The organism is Stenotrophomonas sp. (assembly GCF_050737075.1).
Taxonomy (GTDB): domain Bacteria; phylum Pseudomonadota; class Gammaproteobacteria; order Xanthomonadales; family Xanthomonadaceae; genus Stenotrophomonas.
Genome location: NZ_JBOHXV010000011.1, coordinates 1 through 19,127 on the forward strand (window position 1 = coordinate 1; position 19,127 = coordinate 19,127).

Below are 19,127 nucleotides of genomic sequence, written 5' to 3' on the forward strand. Positions count from 1 at the left end.
TCATCAATGATGGCGCCGCTGTCACCAGCACCACGGGCAGCCTTGGCGCCGGTACGGGCGCAACGGGCAACGCGACGATCAGCGGCACCGGTTCCAGCTGGAAGACCACCAGTGGCACCTTCAATGTCGGTGGTACCGGCACGGGCCACCTGCTCATCGAAGACGGCGGCTTGCTGCAGAACACCGGCGCACCGGCCGATCCCAGTGCATTCGGTTACTCGGTCATCGGCAGTACGGATTCCAGCGGCGCCACCAGCACCGCCACGGTGACCGGCGCAGGGTCCACGTGGTCGACCGACGGCATCATGACGGTCGGCTATATGGCCGCGGGCGACCTGCAGGTGCTAGATGGGGGCACGGTGACCACCAAGGGCGTGGAAATGGCGCGCAACGCCAGGGGTAGCGGCAACGTCACGGTGGCCGGTGCGAACTCACTGCTGAGCAGCGACGGCGGTTTCTTCCGCGTCGGCTCCTTCGGCACCGCCGATCTCACCATTACCGATGGCGGCCGTGTCGAAGTGCGCGGCGGCAAGAGCACTATCGGCAACAATGCCACCGCCGTGGGCACCGCGACGGTCAGCAATGGCGGTTCCTGGGCAACGCTGGACGACGCGTTGTATGTGGGCATGCTGGGAACCGGTACGCTGACCGTGTCCGATGGCGGCATCGTGGAAAGCAAGGGCGGCATCCTGGGTGACAGCACCGGCACCGGTACGGTCACGGTTACCGGTGATGGCAGCCAGTGGACCAATGGCGGCTACACGCTCGAAATCGGCGCCGGTGGTTCGTCGGGCAACGGTACCGGCAGCGTCACCATCGCCGATGGCGGCCTGGTCCAGAACAAGATGGGCCGCCTGGGCAGGTACGCTGGCGCCACCGGTACGCTCACCATCAGCGATGCAAACTCGGTGTGGCAGAACGATGGCCAGCTGGTGGTCGGCGATGCCGGCACCGGCACGCTCAGCATCGCATCCGGCGCCACGGTTACCAGTGTCGGTGCGGCCATCGCCAATGAAGCCGGCGCTGCAGGCACCGTCACTGTGGACGGAGAAGGCTCGCAGTTGAACATCGACGGCGCACTGGTTGTCGGCAACGCGGGCACCGCAACCTTGACGATCACCGACCAGGCCGCCGTGCGGGCCGGTGCGGTTTCTCTCGCCAGCAGCGCCGACGCAGTGGCAACGCTCAACATCGGCACCGGCGCGTTGGCCGGCACGCTGGAAGCGGACAGCATCACCGGCGGTGCAGGCACTGCCACCATCAACCTCGACCATACCGACACGATTGAACTCGCCGGGATGAGCGGCAACCTGACCGTCAACAAGACCAACACGGGCACGGTTCGCCTGCTCGGCGCCAGCGATTACGCGGGTACCACGACCGTTGACGGCGGCATGCTGCAGGCCGGCATTGCCAATGCCTTCAGCAGCAACGCCGACTACGCGCTTGCATCCACCGCCGTCCTGGACATGGGCGGCTTCGACCAGGGCATGGCCAGCCTGGCCAACGCCGGCGTGGTGGCCTTCGCGGGCACCTCGGCAGCCGCGCCGGTCGCCGGCGCCACCCTGACCGTGGCGGGCGACTATGTCGGCAACGGCGGCACCCTGTTGATGAACAGCGTGCTGGGCGGCGACGATTCGGTCACCGACAAGCTGGTGGTTGGCGGCAGCACCAGCGGCGAGACGTTCGTGCAGGTGCAGAACGTGGGCGGTGCCGGTGCGGTCACCGACAACGGCATCCAGCTGGTCAGCGTGGCCGGCGCCTCCGACGGTGTGTTCGAACTGCAGGGCCGCGCGGTCGGTGGCCTGTACGACTATGCGTTGCAGAAGGGTGGCAGGAACACGCCGGACGATGGTGGCTGGTACCTGCGTTCGGAAGCACTGCCGACGCCGCCCGTCGTGGACGTACCGACCCCGGTCGCCCCGGAGGTGCCGGTGATCGACCCGCCGGCTCCGACGCCGGTGCTGCGCCCGGAACCGGCGGCCTACCTGGGCAACCAGACCGCCGCGCTGCGCATGTTCCAGGGCACGATGCATGACCGTGTCGGCGAGCCGGGCCTGACCGCACGCAATGATGCCGGGCAGGGCTATGCGGCGTGGGTGCGCGTGCAGAGCGGCAACTTGGATGCGGGCACCGTCGGCGGCCAGATCGACATCGACAGCAACGCCAACGTGATGCAGATGGGTGTGGAGAAGCAGTTCGCAGTGGGCGAAGGTCGCGTGCATGCCGGCTTGATGGGCGGTTACGGCCGTGCAACCACCAACGGCAGCTCCGAGTTCACCGACTACAGGGCGCGTGGCGAAGTGAGCGGCAAGAACATCGGCCTCTACGGAACCTGGTTCCAGAATGCCGACGGTCCGGAAGGCCTGTACGTGGACGGTGCGGCGCAGTACGGCACGTTCGACAACACGGTGAAGGGTGATTACCTGAGCCGCGAGCGGTACGACTCGAAGGTCTGGTCGGCCTCGGTCGAAGCCGGTTACGCCTTCAACGTGCACAGCGGCGAGCGTTACGGCGTCTACGTGGAGCCGCAGGCCCAGGTGATCTACAGCAACTTCAGCAGCGACGATGTGGTCGAGTCCAATGGCACCGTGGTGCAGACCCGCAACGCCGGCGGTACCACCACCCGATTGGGCGCGCGTGTGTACGGCCGACCGACCTCCGCGCAGTTCAACCGCGTGCAGCCGTTCGTGGCGGTGAACTGGTGGAGCGGTGGCAACGATTCGACGATCGCCATGGATGGCGAACGACTGAGCCGCGATCTGTCGAACAACACCTATGAGGCCAAGGTCGGCGCGCAGCTGGAACTGGGCCACGGCTGGAGCGGGTGGGGCCAGATGGGCTACCAGGAAGGAAGCAACGGCTACCGCGACGTCAACGGCCAGATCGGCGTGAAGCTGAGCTGGTAAGCCACCGCGTAGCAGTGTGAGACGGCAGGCCGTGTGTTCGCACACGGCCTGTCTGCGTTTGCGCACGGCGGGTGTCGTGTGCATCGTTCACTGGGCGGCGGCCGGTAGAAGTACTGAAGCAGAGGGCGGGGCCATCGGCCATCCTCGAACGTACCCCCGCGTACCGCTGGTGATGGCCCATGAACGTGCCTGAAAGCGCTTTCGACCTGCCGCTGTGGCTGCTTACCATGGTCTTCTTTCTGGCATTGATCGCGGCCCGGGAGTTTGGGGTGTTCCTGCGAACCCGCCGCAACCTGCGCCGGTCGCGAACACCTGCGGCTGCCGGTGCCGAAGAGACAGACGCGTTCTCGACCAACACCGTTCTTGGGCTGTTGGCCCTGCTCATCGGCTTCACCTTTTCCCTCGCGCTTGGCCGGTACGACGAACGCAGGACGCTGGTGGTAAGCGAGGCAAATGCCCTGGGTACTACCTGGCTGCGCACAGACCTTCTGGATGCGCCCGACGCCGAACGGGTGCGCGCTGTGCTGCGCCGCTATATCGACGCTCGCGTGGACTTTGCCAATGCCAAAGGCGCACGCCAGGAAGTGGAGCAGTACGCGCGGACCACCGTCCTTCAGGGTGAGCTGTGGGCAGCGGTGATGTCGGCGACTGCCTCATTCCGTGACACGCCGCGTGCAGGCCTGATGGTCACCACCACCAATGAATCCATCGACCTGGCCGGCGAGCGGTTCGCGGCACGGCAGGACCACATTCCCCACCGCATCCTAAGGATGCTGTTCCTGTTCGCGCTGTTTGCCGCCGGGTTGCTGGGTTACGAACGGGTGCGCCAGCGTACCTCCACCACCTTGCTGATATTGCTGTTTTCGCTGGCCGTTGGACTCGTGCTGGATCTGGATCTGCCCAGCAACGGTGGCATCCATGTGCCGCAAGACCCCATGCTCGATCTCCAGCGCGCAGTGGGTCAGCTTCCCGGCGATGGCGATGGCGCTGGCGCAAGATCCACCAGCAGCGTGGGAATCAGTTCGGAAACCGTGGGGTGGATCGGCACGGCCCAGCGCAGCTCGTCCAGGGGGCGGTCGGCGCTGATCATGTCAAGGATGCCGTGGATGGCCTCGTCACCGCCCGTGCCGAGGATCGCCGCGCCGAGGATCCGACGTGTTTCGGCGTCGGCAACCACCTTCATGAAGCCCTTGGATTCGCCTTTCTCCACGGCACGGCCAACCCGGGTCATCTCGCGCTTGGCGAAGAGCAGGGGGCGACCGGTCTTTGCGGCCTCGGTTTCGGACATGCCGGCCCGCCCCAGCGGTGGATCGATGTACAGCGCGTAGCCAGGCACCCGGCTGCTGACTCGACGGTCCTCGCCATCGAGCAGGTTGGCCGCCACGATCTCGAAGTCGTTGTAGGCGGTATGGGTGAAGGCGCCACGTCCGTTGCAGTCGCCCAGCGCCCAGATGCCCGGCACGGAGGTCTGCAGGTGGTCGTCCACCGTGATGTAGCCCCGGGCGTCGCGCTCGATTCCTGCGCTGTCCAGGCCCAGGTCGTCGGTATTGGGGCGGCGCCCGATCGCGATGAGGACATGGCTTCCGACCACCTCGGTTTCACCGTCGCGGGTCTTGAAGCTCACGCCGACGCCACCCTCCACGCGCTTGAACGCCATCTGGTCCGCGCCCGTGTGCACTTGAATGCCCTCATCTTCCAGAATGCCGCGTACCGCGTCGGAGATGTCGGGGTCCTCGCGGGAGATCAGCCGGTCCGACCGCTCGAGAATCGTCACCTCTGCGCCGAAGCGTCGGTACATCTGCGCGAATTCCAGCCCGATGTAGCTGCCGCCGACGACCACCAGGTGGCGGGGCAGGGTAGTGAGCTCGACGATGCTGCTGTTGGTCAGGTATGGCACGTCGGCAAGGCCGGGCATGTCCGGCACCGACGCCCGCCCACCCACGTTGATGAAGATGCGCGGCGCCGCGAGTCGCTCGCCGTTGACCGCGACCACGCCAGGCCCCTCGAAGCGGGCGTGGCCACGGATCAGTTCCACGCCGGCCATGCCGGCCAACCAGTCCTCGTTGCCTTTGCGCGAATCGAGAATGACCTTGCGGGCACGCGCCTCCACCACCTGCATGTCAACGCTGACCGGGCCGGCGGAGAAGCCGTAGTCGGCACCGCGCCGGGCCATCTGCGCGGCATAGGCGCTGGCCACCAAGGTCTTGGTCGGCTTGCAGCCGGTATTCACGCAGGTGCCGCCGACCAGGTGACGTTCGATGATCGCCACGCGCATGCCCGCCGCGTCGAGCCGGCCTGCCAATGACGGACCGGCCTGGCCGGTGCCGATGATGATGGCGTCGAAGGGGCGGGCAGGCCCGGTGGCGTCCTTCGACGGGGTGTTGGTTGGCATTGGCGACTCCCTCATGTGGTCCCGACGTGGCAGGGTGCGCCGGTGTGGCACCCAGTATCGGGGAGGGCGTGCGTGGAAGAGGTCAAGGCGGGGTCATTGGCCCCCACAGGGCCAATGCCGGTTCACTTGATGCCGAAGCGTTAGAGCCGGAGCCCTTCAAAGATGTTCCAGCCATCCGAGCCCTTCACTTCCTTCAGGTAGTAGGCGTAGTTGGCGGTGGTCGTGTAGATCAATGTCAGGGCAAGGCCGAGCACGCGCGATACAACATTGGCAATGCCGCTGTCGGCACCCAGGAAAGTGTAGAGCAGCGCGGCAACGACGATCATGCCCAGCGTAAGCGCCAGCCCAACCAATGCCTTGCGCCAAAGACCCAGGATGAAGAAGTAGATGGGGCCGAACAGGAAGGCGAGAATGCTGCTCTGGATCTTGATCCGCCCCAGGAAGGGCAGTGCCTTGAAGGCAGCCTTGTAAGACGGGGAGTTGGGTGCGCCGTGGGCGTCGAAGAACTGGAATCGCTCGCGCCACTTTTCGGGATAGTTGTTGTACAACGGGGTTTCCACTGCGTACCGCTCCTTTGTGTTTGATCAAGGGGCGGAATCTTGACTCCCAAGATGCATTCGCGATATCAGTCACGTCCTAGAATGATGCCGTGGCGAGGTCGCCGGCGCTGACGATGAGATCGAATGCACGAACGATCGAACACGAAAAAGTGTGCTGGCCGAAGCCAGCACACCCAACCAGCAATCCATGCTTGTTCGTTCTGGGCGGTGCGATTCGATATCATCGCGGTAATGAAGCCGGTCGCAGCGCCCGCAGCAATGATGCATCAGCGGGTGTCGGCACTGAATCAGACGGATCCGATTTTCAGGGAGCGCGCGTTGAAAAATCTGTTGTGGGGTACTGTTCTTCTTTTGTTTCTTTCCGGTTGTTCCAGCGCTACCGAAGCGAATCCAGCCGCACCCGCGCGTGATGCAGCGGCTGCCGTCGGGCACGCTCCGGCCCAAGCCTCCGCCCTGGGCGGGCAACGGGGCGATGGGATGCCCTACGAAGTGGTCGGCAGCGAAGTATGGAACGTTCCGGACCCTGTCTCCGGGCGCACCTACCAGGTGTTTGTCGCGCTTCCGCCCTCCTATGCGGAATCTCCTGGGCGCAGGTACCCCGTCCTGTATGTCACCGATGCCGATTACGCGTTCCCGTTGGCAAGGCAGATCGGGCGGCGGTTGAACGTGGAGGGGCCGAAGCTGGAGGAGTTCATCCTGGTGGGCCTGTCATACGCGGTAGGCGACGATGGCATGACCAGCCGACGCCGTGACTACACACCCACCGCCAATGGCCCCAGCAGTGCGCCGGCAGATGCCGTTCATGGCGGCGCAGGTGCCTACATCACCTACCTGAAGAACGAGGCGCTGCCGTTCGTGGCCAGCCACTACCGCACCAATGAAGCCCGGCGCCTGCTGCTGGGCCACTCGTATGGTGCCTTGCTGGGCACGCAGATCCTGTTCACCGACCCCGGCATGTTCTCCGGCTACATCGTGGGCAGCCCGTCATTCTGGTACGACCGCAACGTCATGGCACGGTTCGAGAAGGACTACGCGCGTGGGCATGGCGACCTGGCCGCGTCGGTCTACATGTATGTTGGCGAGTATGAGGCGCCGGCCTTCGGCAACGACGCGGACATGGTGGCCGATGCAAAGCAGATCGACGCGGCCCTGCGGGCACGCCGGTACCCGTCGCTGCGCCTGAAGCTGGACGTGCTCAACGACGAAGACCACCTGAGCGTGGCGCCACGCGGGCTCACGCATGGGCTGAAGTACCTGCTTGGCAAGACACCGGGATCAGGCGGTTAGTGCAGCGCGGCCCCTTACTCGCGGCGCAGCTTGATATCCACGTCGCGTGCGGTGTTGCCGATGAGCTGCAGCCCGAAGTCGCCCGTGCCGTGCCGGGCCTTCACCAGCACATCCTCGCCGTCGTCGACTTCCACATGGAAGCCTTTTCCGAGTGCGACCCGCAGCGCGTCACGGGCCGATTGGGCAATGTGGTTCTCCGACTGGCCGTCGATCACGGCCACGTCGACCTGCAGTGGCGCGCCATCCTTGGGCCATATCCGGAAGCTGATGGTGCCATCGGACTTGGCGCGCTCGTCGAACACGATCCGCCACTTGTTCGATGCGCGCGGGCGCTCGGCCTGGGGCGCGGCCGCCTTCGCGGGTGCGCCAGCCGGTGATTGGCCGGTGGCGGGGGAGGAAAGGCCCAGTGCCGAACTGGCCACCGCCAGCAGCAGGGCGGTGCGATGAAGAGTGAGGTTCATTGCAGGCTCCAGGGAAGTGAATAGGCGTGCTGCCCATAGCCAGGATTCTGCTGCCTGCGCGCCTTGGGTGCATGCGTGTCAATGCGGAGCGCCGCCCAGTAAATCTACGGTTCGCCCAGACAAGGCCCAACGGTGGACCTCACCGTCCCGCTAGGCGATGCCGTTGTTCATAAGGGCGTACACAGGGCCGAGCGTATAGTCGATCCACACCACGTTTCCCCATGGCACCGAACTCCCCGGAGTTCATCACCGCAAGGATCGACGCAATGCCCAAGGGCTCAGACCTGCTGGTCGCCGCACTCGAAAACGAGGGCGTAGACCGCATCTTCGGCGTACCGGGCGAGGAAAACCTCGACTTCCTGGAATCGCTGCGAAACTCACGCATCGAACTGGTGCTCACTCGGCACGAACAAGCCGCCGCCTTCATGGCGGCCACCCACGGCCGCCTGACCGGCAGGCCCGGTGTCTGCCTGGCCACGCTCGGCCCCGGCGCCCTGAACTTCTCCACCGGTGCCGCCTATGCGCACCTGGGGGCGTGGCCGATGATTCTCATCACCGGCCAGAAGGCCGTAATGAGCGCCAAGCAGGCGCGCTTCCAGATCGTGGATATCGTGGCGTCGATGAAGCCGCTCACGAAAATGACCCGGCAGATCGTCAGCGCCGCCGCCATTCCCTCCACCGTGCGTGATGCCTTCCGCGTTACCATGGAGGAGCGGCCGGGCCCGGTGCATCTGGAACTGCCAGAGGACATCGCCGGCGAGGACGTGGACGATGTACCGGTGATTCCGGTTCACCCACTGGAGCGCCCCGTCGCCCATGCTGCCGCGCTCGATCGGGCAGAAGCGGCGATCCTGGCCGCCAAGCGACCGCTGGTGATGATCGGCGCCGCCGCCAGCCGGCCGTGGCTGACCGAGTCGCTTTCCGCGTTCGTCGGGCGCACCCGCCTGCCGTTCTTCAACACCCAGATGGGCAAGGGCGCCGTAACCGGCGGTTCCAACCTGTACATGGGCACCGCCGCGCTCTCCGAGGGCGACTACGTCCACGAGGCCGTCGCGCGCGCGGACCTGATCATCGCCATCGGCCATGACACCGTCGAGAAGCCGCCATTCCTGATGAAGAGCAGCGGCGGCCCCAAGGTCGTGCATATCGGCTTCCAGTCCGCCACGGTCGAACAGGTCTACCACCCCGATATCGAAGTGATCGGCGACATCGGCGCCACCGTCGATGCCCTTGCCGGGCGGCTGGAAGGCAAGCTGGCAGAAGACCCGGGCATGGTGGAACTGCGGCAGAAGATCCTGGCCCGCCTCAACGACCGTTCCGAGGAGGACCGCTTCCCGGTTACCCCGCAGCGGCTGGTGCATGACGTGCGCCAGGCCATGCCGGAAGACGGCATCGTCTGCCTCGACAACGGCATGTACAAGATCTGGTTCGCCCGCAACTACCGCACCCATGTGGCCAACACCCTGCTGCTGGACAACGCGCTGGCCACCATGGGCGCCGGCCTGCCGTCGGCCATGATGGCCTCGATGCTGTACCCCACGCGCCGCGTGCTGGCGGTCTGCGGCGATGGCGGCTTCATGATGAACTCGCAGGAGATGGAAACCGCCGTGCGGCTGGGCCTCAACCTGGTGGTGATCATCCTCAACGACAGCGCCTACGGCATGATCCGCTGGAAGCAGGCCGTGGATGGCTTCGAGGACTTCGGCATGCGCTTCGGCAATCCCGATTTCGTCCGCTACGCCGAGGCCTATGGCGCGAAGGGCAGCCGGGTCACTGCGGTAGAGGAGCTGGTTCCCATGATCGAGGCCGCGTTCGCCGGCGGCGGCGTGCACCTGCTGGATGTACCCATCGATTATTCCGAGAACACGCGGGTGCTGGTGAACGAACTGCGCAACCGCACGCCTGACGTAGGCTGCGCGTAAGCGGCCGCCTCATTGCCCCACACAAGGAATTCATGATGTTGACCGTTGTACAAGCCTTCGACCGCGCGCCCATCGCAGAGATTCCGTTCGACGATGCCGCCGCGCTGGAGCGCAAGCTCAGCGCCGCCGAACGGGTATTCAAGGATCGCGACGGCTGGCTCGCGCCGCACCAGCGCATCACGATTCTGCGCAGGCTGGCCGCATTGATGGACGCCAAGCGCGACCACCTGGCCCTGCAGATCGCGCGCGAAGGCGGCAAGCCGCTGCCCGACGCCATCGTCGAGACCACCCGGGCCATCGACGGCGTGCACAACGCGGCCGACGAACTGCGTAATTTTGCCGGCCGCGAGATTCCGATGGGCCTGTCAGCCGCGGCCGAGAACCGCTGGGCGTTCACCACCCGCGAACCCATCGGCATTGTGGCGGCGATCTCGGCGTTCAATCACCCGCTGAACCTGATCGTGCACCAGGTCGCACCGGCCATCGCCGTGGGCTGCCCGGTCATCATCAAGCCGGCCTCCACCACGCCGCTGTCCTGTCTTGAGCTTGTAGCGATGGTCCACGAGGCCGGCCTGCCGGAGCCGTGGTGCCAGACCTTCGTGCCGGACGGCAACGAACTGGCCGAGGCGCTGGTGACCGACAAGCGCGTCGCCTTCCTCAGCTTCATCGGCTCGGCAAAGGTGGGCTGGTCGCTGCACGCCAAGCTGGCCCACGGCGCGCGTTCGGCGTTGGAACATGGCGGCGTGGCGCCGGCCATCGTCGACCGCAGCGCAGACCTGGGCAAGATCATCGAGCCCATCGTCAAGGGCGGCTACTACCACGCAGGGCAGGTGTGCGTTTCCACCCAACGTATCTTCGTGCACAACGCCATCGCCGACGACTTCACCCAGGCGCTGATCGCCCGGGTCGAGAAACTGCGTACCGGCGACCCCACCTTCAAAGACACCGAAGTCGGCCCGCTGATCCAGCCGCGCGAGGCCGACCGGGTGGCTGAATGGATCGACGAGGCAGTGCGGGGCGGCGCCCAGCTCGCGACGGGGGGCAAGCGCCTCTCCGAAACGACGCTGCAGCCCACGGTCCTGCTCAATCCGGCGAATGACGCACGGGTGACCACGCAGGAGGTCTTCGGCCCGGTGGTGGCGGTGTATCGTTATGAAGAGCTCGACGACGCCATCGCGCGCGCCAACGCGCTGCCCACCGCGTTCCAGGCAAGCGTCTTCGCCCAGGACATCGACATCGCCATGCGCGCGGCCAACCGGCTCGATGCCTCCGCCGTGATGATCAACGACCCCACCGCGTTCCGCACCGACTGGATGCCCTTCGCGGGCCGCCGGGAATCGGGCTACGGCACCGGCGGCATTCCGTACACCATGCGGGACATGTCGCAGGAGAAGATGATCCTCATGCGCAGGAGCTGAGGCACGTAGGGTGAGGGCAGGGCTGGTAACTTTTCTGGGCGCGGCACAGTAGTAGTACGGGCGCGCCGGGGCAGGGCAGCTGATGCAATGAGCGCATCTGCCGCTGCCCCGTTCTGGAGATTTCCATGCGCCTTCTTGCCTTGTCGTCATTCGTCACGCTCGTTGTTGTCGCGCTCGCCACCGGTGGGTGCCAGAGCACGCCCCCGGCGGCGGAGGCCGCGCCACCCGCGCCCCGGTCCATGCCCGGCCCGATGACGGCCGCTTCTGCCGGAATCACCCTGCAGGGGCGGATCACCGCCATTGATGCCCGCACCCGCGTGGTGACGGTCGCGGGAGCCGACGGCAGCAGCGTGGATGTCCTGGCGGGCGCCGACGTGCGCAACTTCAGCCAGCTGAAGGTAGGCGACAGCGTGACCCTCGAATACACGGCCGCCGTCGCCCTGGATCTGCAGCCGGCGGGCAGTGCCGCAGTAGGCGTGACCAAGTCGCAGGCCGGCACGGTGCCGATCCGGGGCGCCACCCCCGGCGGGGCACGCTCCAGCACCATCGAGATCGTCACCGAGGTGGCGGCGGTGGACCCGGTGGCCAACACCATTGCCCTGCGGGGACCGCGCGGCAATACGCAGCTCATCGCCGTCGAGCGCCCCGACCTGCGGGCGAAGCTGCCCAGTGTGAAGCGGGGCGATCTGCTGAAGATTTCCTATACCGAAGCCGTGGCGCTGGGCATTCGCCGCGACAGTCCCTGAATAACGGCGGGGGAGGCCCGGGGCAGGGTGGGTCTACCCCTGCCCCGGTTGGGCGCTTGACGGGCCACTGCACTGCCTTGAAGATCGGCGTATTCAGCTTGCCGCTCAAGGATTGACCATGTCTGGCCTCATTGGTGACCTGTTGGAAGGCGTCGTCGATTTCGTGACCGACATATGGGTGGTGCGCCGGAAGCGCGCTGCGAACGGCCGCCCGGCGAATTCCTGGGGTCGGGACGCAGCGGACACAGTGGTATTCGACGCCTGGGTGATCGGGCTGTCGATGCTGGCCCTGACCATCGGCGCGCTCATGATGTTCATGTTGAAGCTCCCGCTCTGGCTGAGCCTGGCACCATTGGCCGCCGTCATTGTCTACACCTGCTACCGCTGGATCGCACTGACGCGCGCGTAGAGAAGCAAAACCCCAACGGGAAACAAAACCCCGCCGCGTCGACTGCCCGACACCCCGGCTGCCCGACACCCCGACTGCCTCACCCCCCGACTGCCTCACACCCCGACTGCCTCACACCCCGACGGGGTAGAGCGGACTGTTAGTCCGCTGCTGTTGGAGACGTTCGCGCATCCAACGCCGAATGCGTCACACCATCTCAAGTTCGCGATTCGCCGACTGAGACGAGGTCACCATCCAATGCGTGATCCCCTCCCGCCAATAATGCGCGGCACCACACGGATTTCTCTGCAAATGGCGTAAACGGACGCCCGCATAGACGGCCTCCATCAGAAGACTGCGATCAGATGATCCAGCCAACTTCCGTTATTCTCACGCCCGCGACACGGTTGCACTTCGGAGCTTAAGAACTCCAACGAGATGTACGAAGTTGAACTCCCCGCGTCGGGAGGGTGGCGAAATAAAACACCCCCGTGGAAATACGTCGCGCCGGTCTCGTTACGGTTCTTAACCTCCCGACTCCCTCGCCATCCCGGCGAGGGATGCTTCCTGAAGGAGGTCACCATGTCCAACCATTTCACTACCGCATCCACCAACGAAGCAGCCCGTCAAAAGCTCTGGTGGCGCAAGCCCAAGAGCATCATGACCAACGCGCTGCATCACGACGGTCTCGAAACCTATCCGGGTTGCCCGCCCATCCCGTGCCTGAAACTCCGCGGCCTGTGGATTCATGCCCTTGGCATCGAGCCCGGCATGCGCCTGTATGTGGAAACCAAGCCAGGCGCCATCCTGCTGACGGTGGATGAGCCGGTGGCCGCCGATGTCGCGACGGTCGCCTACCGCAGATCTGCGAGGACGCGCGTGGCACTCGACAAACAGTAAGCGCCAGTACTTTTACTGAGCGCCCATAGGTGGCATTTCGCTTGTTGCCCCACACCGTGCCCGCGATGCTGGGTGTCATGTCTTCTCCTGTGCAACACGCGACCTTCGGAGCACCAGCATGGCCAGCACCCGGAATCCCGGCGGCACGTCGGCATCGCATCCCGCCCAGGTAGCGGCGTTCTCACCCGCGCACCCGGACCTCGCCAACGGCGCTGCCGTGCCGGCGCGCGTAGCCAGCCACCACTATGCCGAAGCGTTGGCGCGCGTGATCTACATATGGGGCCACCCCCTGGTCAACACCTTCCGCCGCACCAGCACCTGGGAACTGATGAAAGGCCATGGGCCGGGCATGGCCATGGGCCTGTTCCCGGGCTCGCCCAAGAACCACATGGGCTATGTGGACGACTACCTGCCGGCTGCACAACGCAAGATCGTGACGCCCAACAACGACACCATCTACGGCGCCTGTTTTGCTGACTTGGGCGAGGAACCCATCGTGGTGCAGACGCCCCACGATGTGCCGCCGGGTCACTACTGGACCATCCAGATCGTCGACGCCTTTACGACCGTCACCCATCAGCTGGGCTCCGCATCCGCGACCCCTGCCGGCAAGTACCTGCTGGTTGGACCGGGTTGGCAGGGTGAAGCACCGGTGGGTTTCGCCGGCGTACTGCGCTCGCCCACCGATGTTGCGGTGGTAATGGCACGCAGCTTCGCGGCCCGCACCCCCGAGGGCAAGGCACAGGCCCGCGCCGTGCTGAACCAGTTGGGCGCGACCCCGTTGAGCGAGGATCGCCCTGGCCTGCGCAAGTTCGACTGCGAGGCGAGCGCGCGCAACAAGGTGTACCCGCCGGATCTCAACGCGGAGATCCTCGCGGCCGATCCGGACATCCTGCGCACGCGCCCCGTCCACGGTGAGACCTTCTGGGACGACCTGAAACGGGCGCTGGATGCCAACCCGCAGGTGAGTCCGGATGATGCACCCATGGCCGAGCAGGCGCGCACGCTGCTCGCCCTGCGCGACAGCACGCCGGCATGGAAGGCGCTGCTGGACCGCGCCGCCCTGGTGGCCGACAACGAGCTGTTCGCTGGGGCGCGCTACGAACAGGTGGGCACGCCGGTGGGCAATGGCTGGCAGCGCCAGACCAATGGCGGGCGCTGGGGGAGCGACTGGTTGAGCCGGGCACAGGCGGCAGTGATCTACATCTACGTCAACGACTTCACCGAAGCGGCGTACCTCATTCGGGGTACCGACGCGCAGGGCGCGCTGCTCAACGGCCGCTACCGCTACACGATGCGTTTCGAGAAAGATGCGCTGCCTCCGGTAGACCGGGCACGCGGCGGTTTCTGGTCGCTCACCATGTACGACAAGGACTACTACATGCTGGCGGAGAGCCCCAACGGCCGGCACAACATCGGCACCGTCAACCTCGACGCCAATGAACTTCAGTTCGCTGATGACGGCTCACTAACGCTCGTGCTCGCCAGTGACGAGCCGACGAGCGCGGCGGAGAAAGCCAACTGGCTGCCCGCACCGCGCGATGCCTTCGCGCTGATCGTGCGCGCGTATGTTCCAGAGGCGTCGATACTCGACAGCAGCTACGCACTGCCAGACGTGGTGCGCCAGCGCTGATTTGTGGGCCACACCCCACGACGCTATGCTGCCGTAGGAATCGTGGCGGGAGCGGTGCGTGCGTAATGGATTTGTGCGGTGTGGTCTGCTGGCATTACTGTGCATTGTGGGTGCCACCCACGCGGCTGAGCCGGACCGGCGCATCGCGCTGACCATCGACGATCTCCCCTGGCAGCGGTTGGGCGAACGCGCCGAGCCCGAACTGGCGGCCCAACATGCGCAGTTGATCGCCGCCTTGAAGCGGGCGGAGGTGCCAGTGGTGGGCTTCGTCAACGAGGCCAAGCTCGAGGTCGACGGCCAGGTGCAGCCTGCACGGGTGCAGATGCTGCGCGACTGGCGCGATGCCGGGTTCGAGCTGGGCAACCACACCTTCGGCCACGTGGACCTGCGCGCGATGACGCTGGAGGCTTACGAGCAGGACATCCTGCGCGGCGAAGCCACCCTGCGCCCGCTGCTGGCCGAGACCGGGCAGGTGCCGCGCTGGTTCCGGCCCCCGTACCTGCATGCCGGGCAGTCGCCGCAAACCCGCGCCGCGCTGTCCACGTTCCTGCAGCAGCATGGGTATCAGATCGCCCCGGTCACCATCGACAACAGCGAGTGGATCTGGGCCTTCGCCTATGACCATGTGCGCGATACCGAGACCGACCCCGCCAAGCGCGACGCCCTGCTGCGGCAGCTTCGCCGTGGCTACGTGCCGTACATGCTCAACAAGCTGGACTATTACGAACAACGTTCGCAGCAGCTGCTCGGCCGGCTGCCGGCACAGGTGTGGCTGATGCACGCCAACGCGCTCAACGCCGATTGCGTTGAGGAACTGGTAGCCGCTACCCAGCGGCGCGGCTACCACTTCATCTCGCTGGAAACCGCGCTGCAGGACCCGGCGTACCAATACGAAGACGGCTACAACGGGGGCGCCGGCATGGGCTGGATCCAGCGCTGGGCCATGGCTGAAAAGGTGCCCAAGGCGTTCTATGCGGACGAACCCATGGTGCCCGGCTGGGTGATGGCCCTTGCCGGGCGGGAAGGGGAGTAACCGCCCCGGCTACTCGGCGTCCAGCTGCTTGACGATCGCCGCCACCACGCCGGGGGTGGATTCCCAGTTCATGCCGGTTACCAGCCGGCCATCGGCCTCCACATGCGCCGTGCCGCGGGCGCCATGGGCGAAGCGGCCCTTACCCTGCCGCAGCCGCTGCTCGATCGAGAACGGGAAGGTCTTGTAGTAGGGCGCGCCCATGTCCTCGAACGCATCGGGATAGCCGGTGACCCGCTTGCCCGCCACCAGCGCGGAGCCATCCGACAGGGTCAGGTTCACCAGCCCCGCGCTGCCGTGGCACACGGCCGCGACGATGCCACCCTGCTGCTCGTAGATGCGCACCGCCAGCGCCTGCAGCCCCGGGTGCTCGGCCACGCCGTACATCGCCGCACTGCCGCCGATGTACATCAGCGCGGCGTACTCGGCGGGATTCAACTCGTCCGGCCGCTGTGTGTTGGCCAGCGCCCACATCATGTCCGCATCGTAGACGCCGGCCTTGTGCTCCGGGTTGCGGGTATCGATGTAGGCCAGCGGCACGGCGCCGCCCTGTGGGCTGACGAACTGCACGCTGTAACCAGCTTCGCGGAACCCGGCATAGGCGTGGATCAGTTCCGAGAAGCTGTTGCCGGCCGAAAGGCGAGTACCGGGCATGGTGTCTACATTGGAAACCACCAGCACCACCTGGCGGCCATGGGCGGGCGTCGATTCGCGGGTGGCGGTCTTGCTGATGATCTGCCAGCGGCCCTCCAGCTTCTTCAGCAGGAACAGGTCGACAAAGCGCGCCTGTGCCTTGGCGATCAGAATCTCGGCCTTGGCGGTGGCGATGTTGCCCTCGACCTGGACGCCCAGCAGGCGGCCGACGCGGCCGTTGAACTGCCCCGGGTTGCTGGCGAAGCCGTTGGCGTAGTCGGTGATGCTTACCTCGCGCATGCCGTCGGTTCCCTGGCTCAGGTACAGCCGCGCATCGGGGTAGAAGGCGCGCCGGAGCTGATCGGGCTGGTTGTAGGAACTGCCGTGCAGGTAGTCCTGGATGACCGCGGCGACCTCCCGGCTGTCCGTGTCCGGATCGGCGTGCGCGCGGGGGGAGAACAGCAGCGTGAGGCAGCCGACCGCGATGACGAGCCAGGCGGCGACGCGTGCCGGCAGGGAGATGAAACCGGCGGTTACCGGCAGGGAAGGGGATACAGACATGCAGCAGACTCCGCTCGAAAGGTGCCTGGAAGTCTGGCGGAAACCCTTATGAATCAATCTCCTCAAGCGTAATTGCGGAATCCTGGAACGCGTTTCAGGAAGCCGCTTCCGCGCGAAGCTGGGCCTGCCGCCAGGCGCCGGGCGGGGTTCCCTCCAGCTTGTTGAAGCTGCTGTAGAAGCTGGAGAGGGACAGGAAGCCGGACGCCTCCGCCACCTGGTCTATCGGCACCGCAGCCTGTGTGCGGAGCAGTTGCTTGGCCGCCTCCACCCGGATCCGCGCCAGGTAGGGCTTGAACGCGCTGCCGTGGTTGTCGTTGAGCAGCTGCGACAGGCGTGCCGGGGGGATGCTGAGGCGCCGGGCGAGCTTGGGCAGGGTCAGCCGGGCATCCTTGTACAGGCCCTCCTCGACCATCAGAACGTGCAGGGAGCGCAGGGTCGCCTCGGCGTCAGCCGGCGCGATCTTGCGGTCCCGATAGGGCTCGGCGGCGGGGGACGGCGCGGCAACCGCGCGAGGTCTGCGCCGGGCCATCGCCACGGTGATGCTCAGGTAGAGCACGAGCGAGAAGGACAGCGCGCCGAGGATGTACGACGTCATTCCGGCGGTGGCATACGCCAGCCAGATCACCGCCACGCCCGCGATGACCGAGGCCACCAGGGCGCGATCAGGTGCACCGGACGCGCCGGCGGCGCTGCCCGGCCGTGGGGCGCGCAGGAACAGCCCGGCGGACACCAGCAAACACGCCAGCCAGATCGCCTGGATGGACGCCCAGACCGGACCCGCCCACAGGCGCACATGCTGGGTATAGGGGTAGGCGAGGCCAAAGGCGGCGGCGAGCACCAGCAGGCCCAGCGCGACCGCCACATCATGCCGGGTGCGCCTGCGCTCGGGGTCGAGCCAGGCGCGCACGAAACCGATCAGGCAGATGCCGATGAAGAAACAGGCGGTCAGCCCCACCTGCAGCACCAGCTTGGAGATGTCGGGCCAGAAATAGAACAGCACGGACTTTCCCGTGCGCAGGCTCAGCATCAGCACCAGCGCGGCCAGCCAGTAGTGCACAGGCCGGACCGGCTGCCGGCAAAGCAGATAGAGCGCGAGTGCCACGCCGTTGAAGGTGCCCAGGCCGGCGAAGAAGAAGAGCAGGTAGGACGCTGGCATGCTGGCCTGATTACCCCGTTTGGTGCTGTCGAGTATGCCCTCCCGGGCAGCAACGAAAAACCCCGCCACGGGGCGGGGTCCTGGATCACGTTCCGGTCTTGCTGTCGCTCAATCCCAGAGGTTGACGCCCTTTTCCTTCGGCTTGGACGCTTCGGCCTTTTCGCGGTCGGCATCTTCCTGTGCGTAGCACGCGGAAACAGCGTCCATCATCTTGTTCTGCTCCGCGGCCGTCATGTTCGGACGCGTCATCCTGGCGCTTACTGCATCGCAGCTTTCGGCCTTTGCGGGAGCGGCGGCGTCCGCCGTGGTGGCGAGCTGGGCCTGGCTGACGATACCGGAAAGCGAAAGTGCAAGAACTGCAGACACGAGCATGTATGAACTCCCTGTAGTGGACTCCAAATCCTGAAGAATCCTCTCGCGGTCGTCAATATCAACGATGCGCCATATTATTGACGTCGCATCCGATCTGTTGGTTGGCGTGGACACCGCCATGCCGATATATCATCCTCGCTGCCCAGTGGCTGGAAAAGTCCGGAGCCGCGGGCCAGATCAAGGCGAGAAAATGAGAACACTCTTTCCGTTGATCCTGATTGCTGTGGCGACTGCCCTCGCAGCTGCACTTGTCTGGGTGCTCTTTCCCACCGGTCTTGAGTCCAAACTTTCCACGTTCAGGACCTTGACCGTGGAAGAGTACAAAGTGATTCGCGACGACGCGTCAGCCTTTTCAAAAACGGTTGAATCGAAAGGAATCAGGGTGCATCTCGGGCCTGATCGAGGTGCCTCCTTCGAATTCACCTGCAAGGGTGTGCCTCTGCTGTTGATCGACAATGGCCCGATATTGCTCACTGCCCACTCGTTTGGAAACGTCGATCAACGTGCGCCCGGTCTTCGGGCGTTTCGAGAGCATCTGTACGCCCAACTTACCCCTGAGGGTCGACCTGCGGTATCGGAGTTGATCCATGGCGAGCCGACGGGACTGGAGGCCTTCATCCTGAAGCATCGGGACGGCATCGATATTGCCGAACAGTGCAGGTGAACTGGCAGCATTCCGGCCGCACAGACACGCCAGCCAGATCAACTGGATGGACACCCAGACCGGACCCGCCCACAGGCGCACATGCTGGGTATAGA

17 protein-coding genes are annotated in these 19,127 nt (G+C 65.6%); 10 read left to right on the forward strand and 7 right to left on the reverse strand.

The features are described from left to right. A partial coding sequence (locus tag ACREPD_RS04070; RefSeq protein WP_431598111.1) for an autotransporter outer membrane beta-barrel domain-containing protein occupies positions 1 to 2,909 on the forward strand: 2,909 nt, incomplete at its 5' end. Between the two features lie 764 nt (positions 2,910 to 3,673). Here the strand turns inward: ACREPD_RS04070 and ACREPD_RS04075 are convergent. The 3 genes from ACREPD_RS04075 to ACREPD_RS04085 all read right to left on the reverse strand — a co-directional run bounded on the left by ACREPD_RS04075 (position 3,674) and on the right by ACREPD_RS04085 (position 5,861). After that, positions 3,674 to 3,829 carry a hypothetical protein gene (locus tag ACREPD_RS04075; RefSeq protein WP_431598112.1) on the reverse strand — a complete coding sequence of 52 codons (156 nt, stop codon included), beginning with the start codon at positions 3,827 to 3,829 and terminating at the stop codon, positions 3,674 to 3,676. A gap of 41 nt (positions 3,830 to 3,870) precedes the next feature. Beyond that, complete coding sequence (locus ACREPD_RS04080) at positions 3,871 to 5,301, reverse strand: FAD-containing oxidoreductase (RefSeq protein ID WP_431598113.1); 1,431 nt, start codon at positions 5,299 to 5,301, stop codon at positions 3,871 to 3,873. Between the two features lie 140 nt (positions 5,302 to 5,441). After that, positions 5,442 to 5,861, reverse strand: a complete 420-nt coding sequence (locus ACREPD_RS04085; RefSeq protein WP_431598114.1) for a DUF2628 domain-containing protein — start codon at positions 5,859 to 5,861, stop codon at positions 5,442 to 5,444. Positions 5,862 to 6,338: 477 nt separating this feature from the next. Here ACREPD_RS04085 and ACREPD_RS04090 point away from each other — a divergent pair, with 477 nt between their 5' ends. Then, complete coding sequence (locus tag ACREPD_RS04090; RefSeq protein ID WP_431598115.1) at positions 6,339 to 7,148, forward strand: alpha/beta hydrolase; 810 nt, start codon at positions 6,339 to 6,341, stop codon at positions 7,146 to 7,148. Between the two features lie 14 nt (positions 7,149 to 7,162). Here the strand turns inward: ACREPD_RS04090 and ACREPD_RS04095 are convergent, their stop codons facing one another. Further along, a complete protein-coding gene (locus ACREPD_RS04095) occupies positions 7,163 to 7,609 on the reverse strand; it encodes a hypothetical protein (RefSeq protein ID WP_431598116.1) in 447 nt (148 codons plus the stop codon). A gap of 266 nt (positions 7,610 to 7,875) precedes the next feature. Between ACREPD_RS04095 and ACREPD_RS04100 the strand changes: the two genes are divergently transcribed. The 7 genes from ACREPD_RS04100 (at position 7,876) to ACREPD_RS04130 (ending at position 15,649) form a co-directional block, all read left to right on the forward strand. Beyond that, complete coding sequence (locus ACREPD_RS04100) at positions 7,876 to 9,531, forward strand: acetolactate synthase large subunit (RefSeq protein WP_431598117.1); 1,656 nt, start codon at positions 7,876 to 7,878, stop codon at positions 9,529 to 9,531. A 35-nt stretch (positions 9,532 to 9,566) separates the two neighbouring features. Further along, positions 9,567 to 10,949, forward strand: coding sequence for an aldehyde dehydrogenase family protein (locus tag ACREPD_RS04105; RefSeq protein WP_431598118.1), 1,383 nt, complete (start codon positions 9,567 to 9,569; stop codon positions 10,947 to 10,949). Positions 10,950 to 11,074: 125 nt separating this feature from the next. Next, a complete protein-coding gene (locus tag ACREPD_RS04110) occupies positions 11,075 to 11,695 on the forward strand; it encodes a hypothetical protein (protein ID WP_431598119.1) in 621 nt (206 codons plus the stop codon). Positions 11,696 to 11,813: 118 nt separating this feature from the next. Then, complete coding sequence (locus tag ACREPD_RS04115) at positions 11,814 to 12,104, forward strand: hypothetical protein (protein WP_431598120.1); 291 nt, start codon at positions 11,814 to 11,816, stop codon at positions 12,102 to 12,104. Between the two features lie 561 nt (positions 12,105 to 12,665). Beyond that, entirely contained in the window at positions 12,666 to 12,983 is a 318-nt protein-coding gene (locus tag ACREPD_RS04120; protein ID WP_431598121.1) for a hypothetical protein, read from the forward strand. Positions 12,984 to 13,101: 118 nt separating this feature from the next. Continuing rightward, complete coding sequence (locus tag ACREPD_RS04125) at positions 13,102 to 14,616, forward strand: DUF1254 domain-containing protein (protein WP_431598122.1); 1,515 nt, start codon at positions 13,102 to 13,104, stop codon at positions 14,614 to 14,616. Positions 14,617 to 14,722: 106 nt separating this feature from the next. Beyond that, entirely contained in the window at positions 14,723 to 15,649 is a 927-nt protein-coding gene (locus tag ACREPD_RS04130) for a polysaccharide deacetylase family protein (protein WP_431598123.1), read from the forward strand. 9 nt (positions 15,650 to 15,658) lie between these two features. Here ACREPD_RS04130 and ACREPD_RS04135 read toward each other — a convergent pair whose 3' ends face one another. The 3 genes from ACREPD_RS04135 to ACREPD_RS04145 all read right to left on the reverse strand — a co-directional run bounded on the left by ACREPD_RS04135 (position 15,659) and on the right by ACREPD_RS04145 (position 18,488). Continuing rightward, positions 15,659 to 16,840 carry a nuclear transport factor 2 family protein gene (locus tag ACREPD_RS04135; protein ID WP_431598124.1) on the reverse strand — a complete coding sequence of 394 codons (1,182 nt, stop codon included), beginning with the start codon at positions 16,838 to 16,840 and terminating at the stop codon, positions 15,659 to 15,661. Positions 16,841 to 16,934: 94 nt separating this feature from the next. Next, on the reverse strand, positions 16,935 to 18,065 hold the full coding sequence (locus ACREPD_RS04140) for a helix-turn-helix domain-containing protein (protein WP_431598125.1): 1,131 nt from the start codon (positions 18,063 to 18,065) through the stop codon (positions 16,935 to 16,937). Between the two features lie 39 nt (positions 18,066 to 18,104). After that, positions 18,105 to 18,488 carry a hypothetical protein gene (locus tag ACREPD_RS04145; protein WP_431598126.1) on the reverse strand — a complete coding sequence of 128 codons (384 nt, stop codon included), beginning with the start codon at positions 18,486 to 18,488 and terminating at the stop codon, positions 18,105 to 18,107. Between the two features lie 70 nt (positions 18,489 to 18,558). On the opposite strand from ACREPD_RS04145, the gene ACREPD_RS04150 reads away from it, so the two are divergent. Further along, a complete protein-coding gene (locus tag ACREPD_RS04150; RefSeq protein WP_431598127.1) occupies positions 18,559 to 19,032 on the forward strand; it encodes a hypothetical protein in 474 nt (157 codons plus the stop codon). Positions 19,033 to 19,127: the final 95 nt, after the last annotated feature.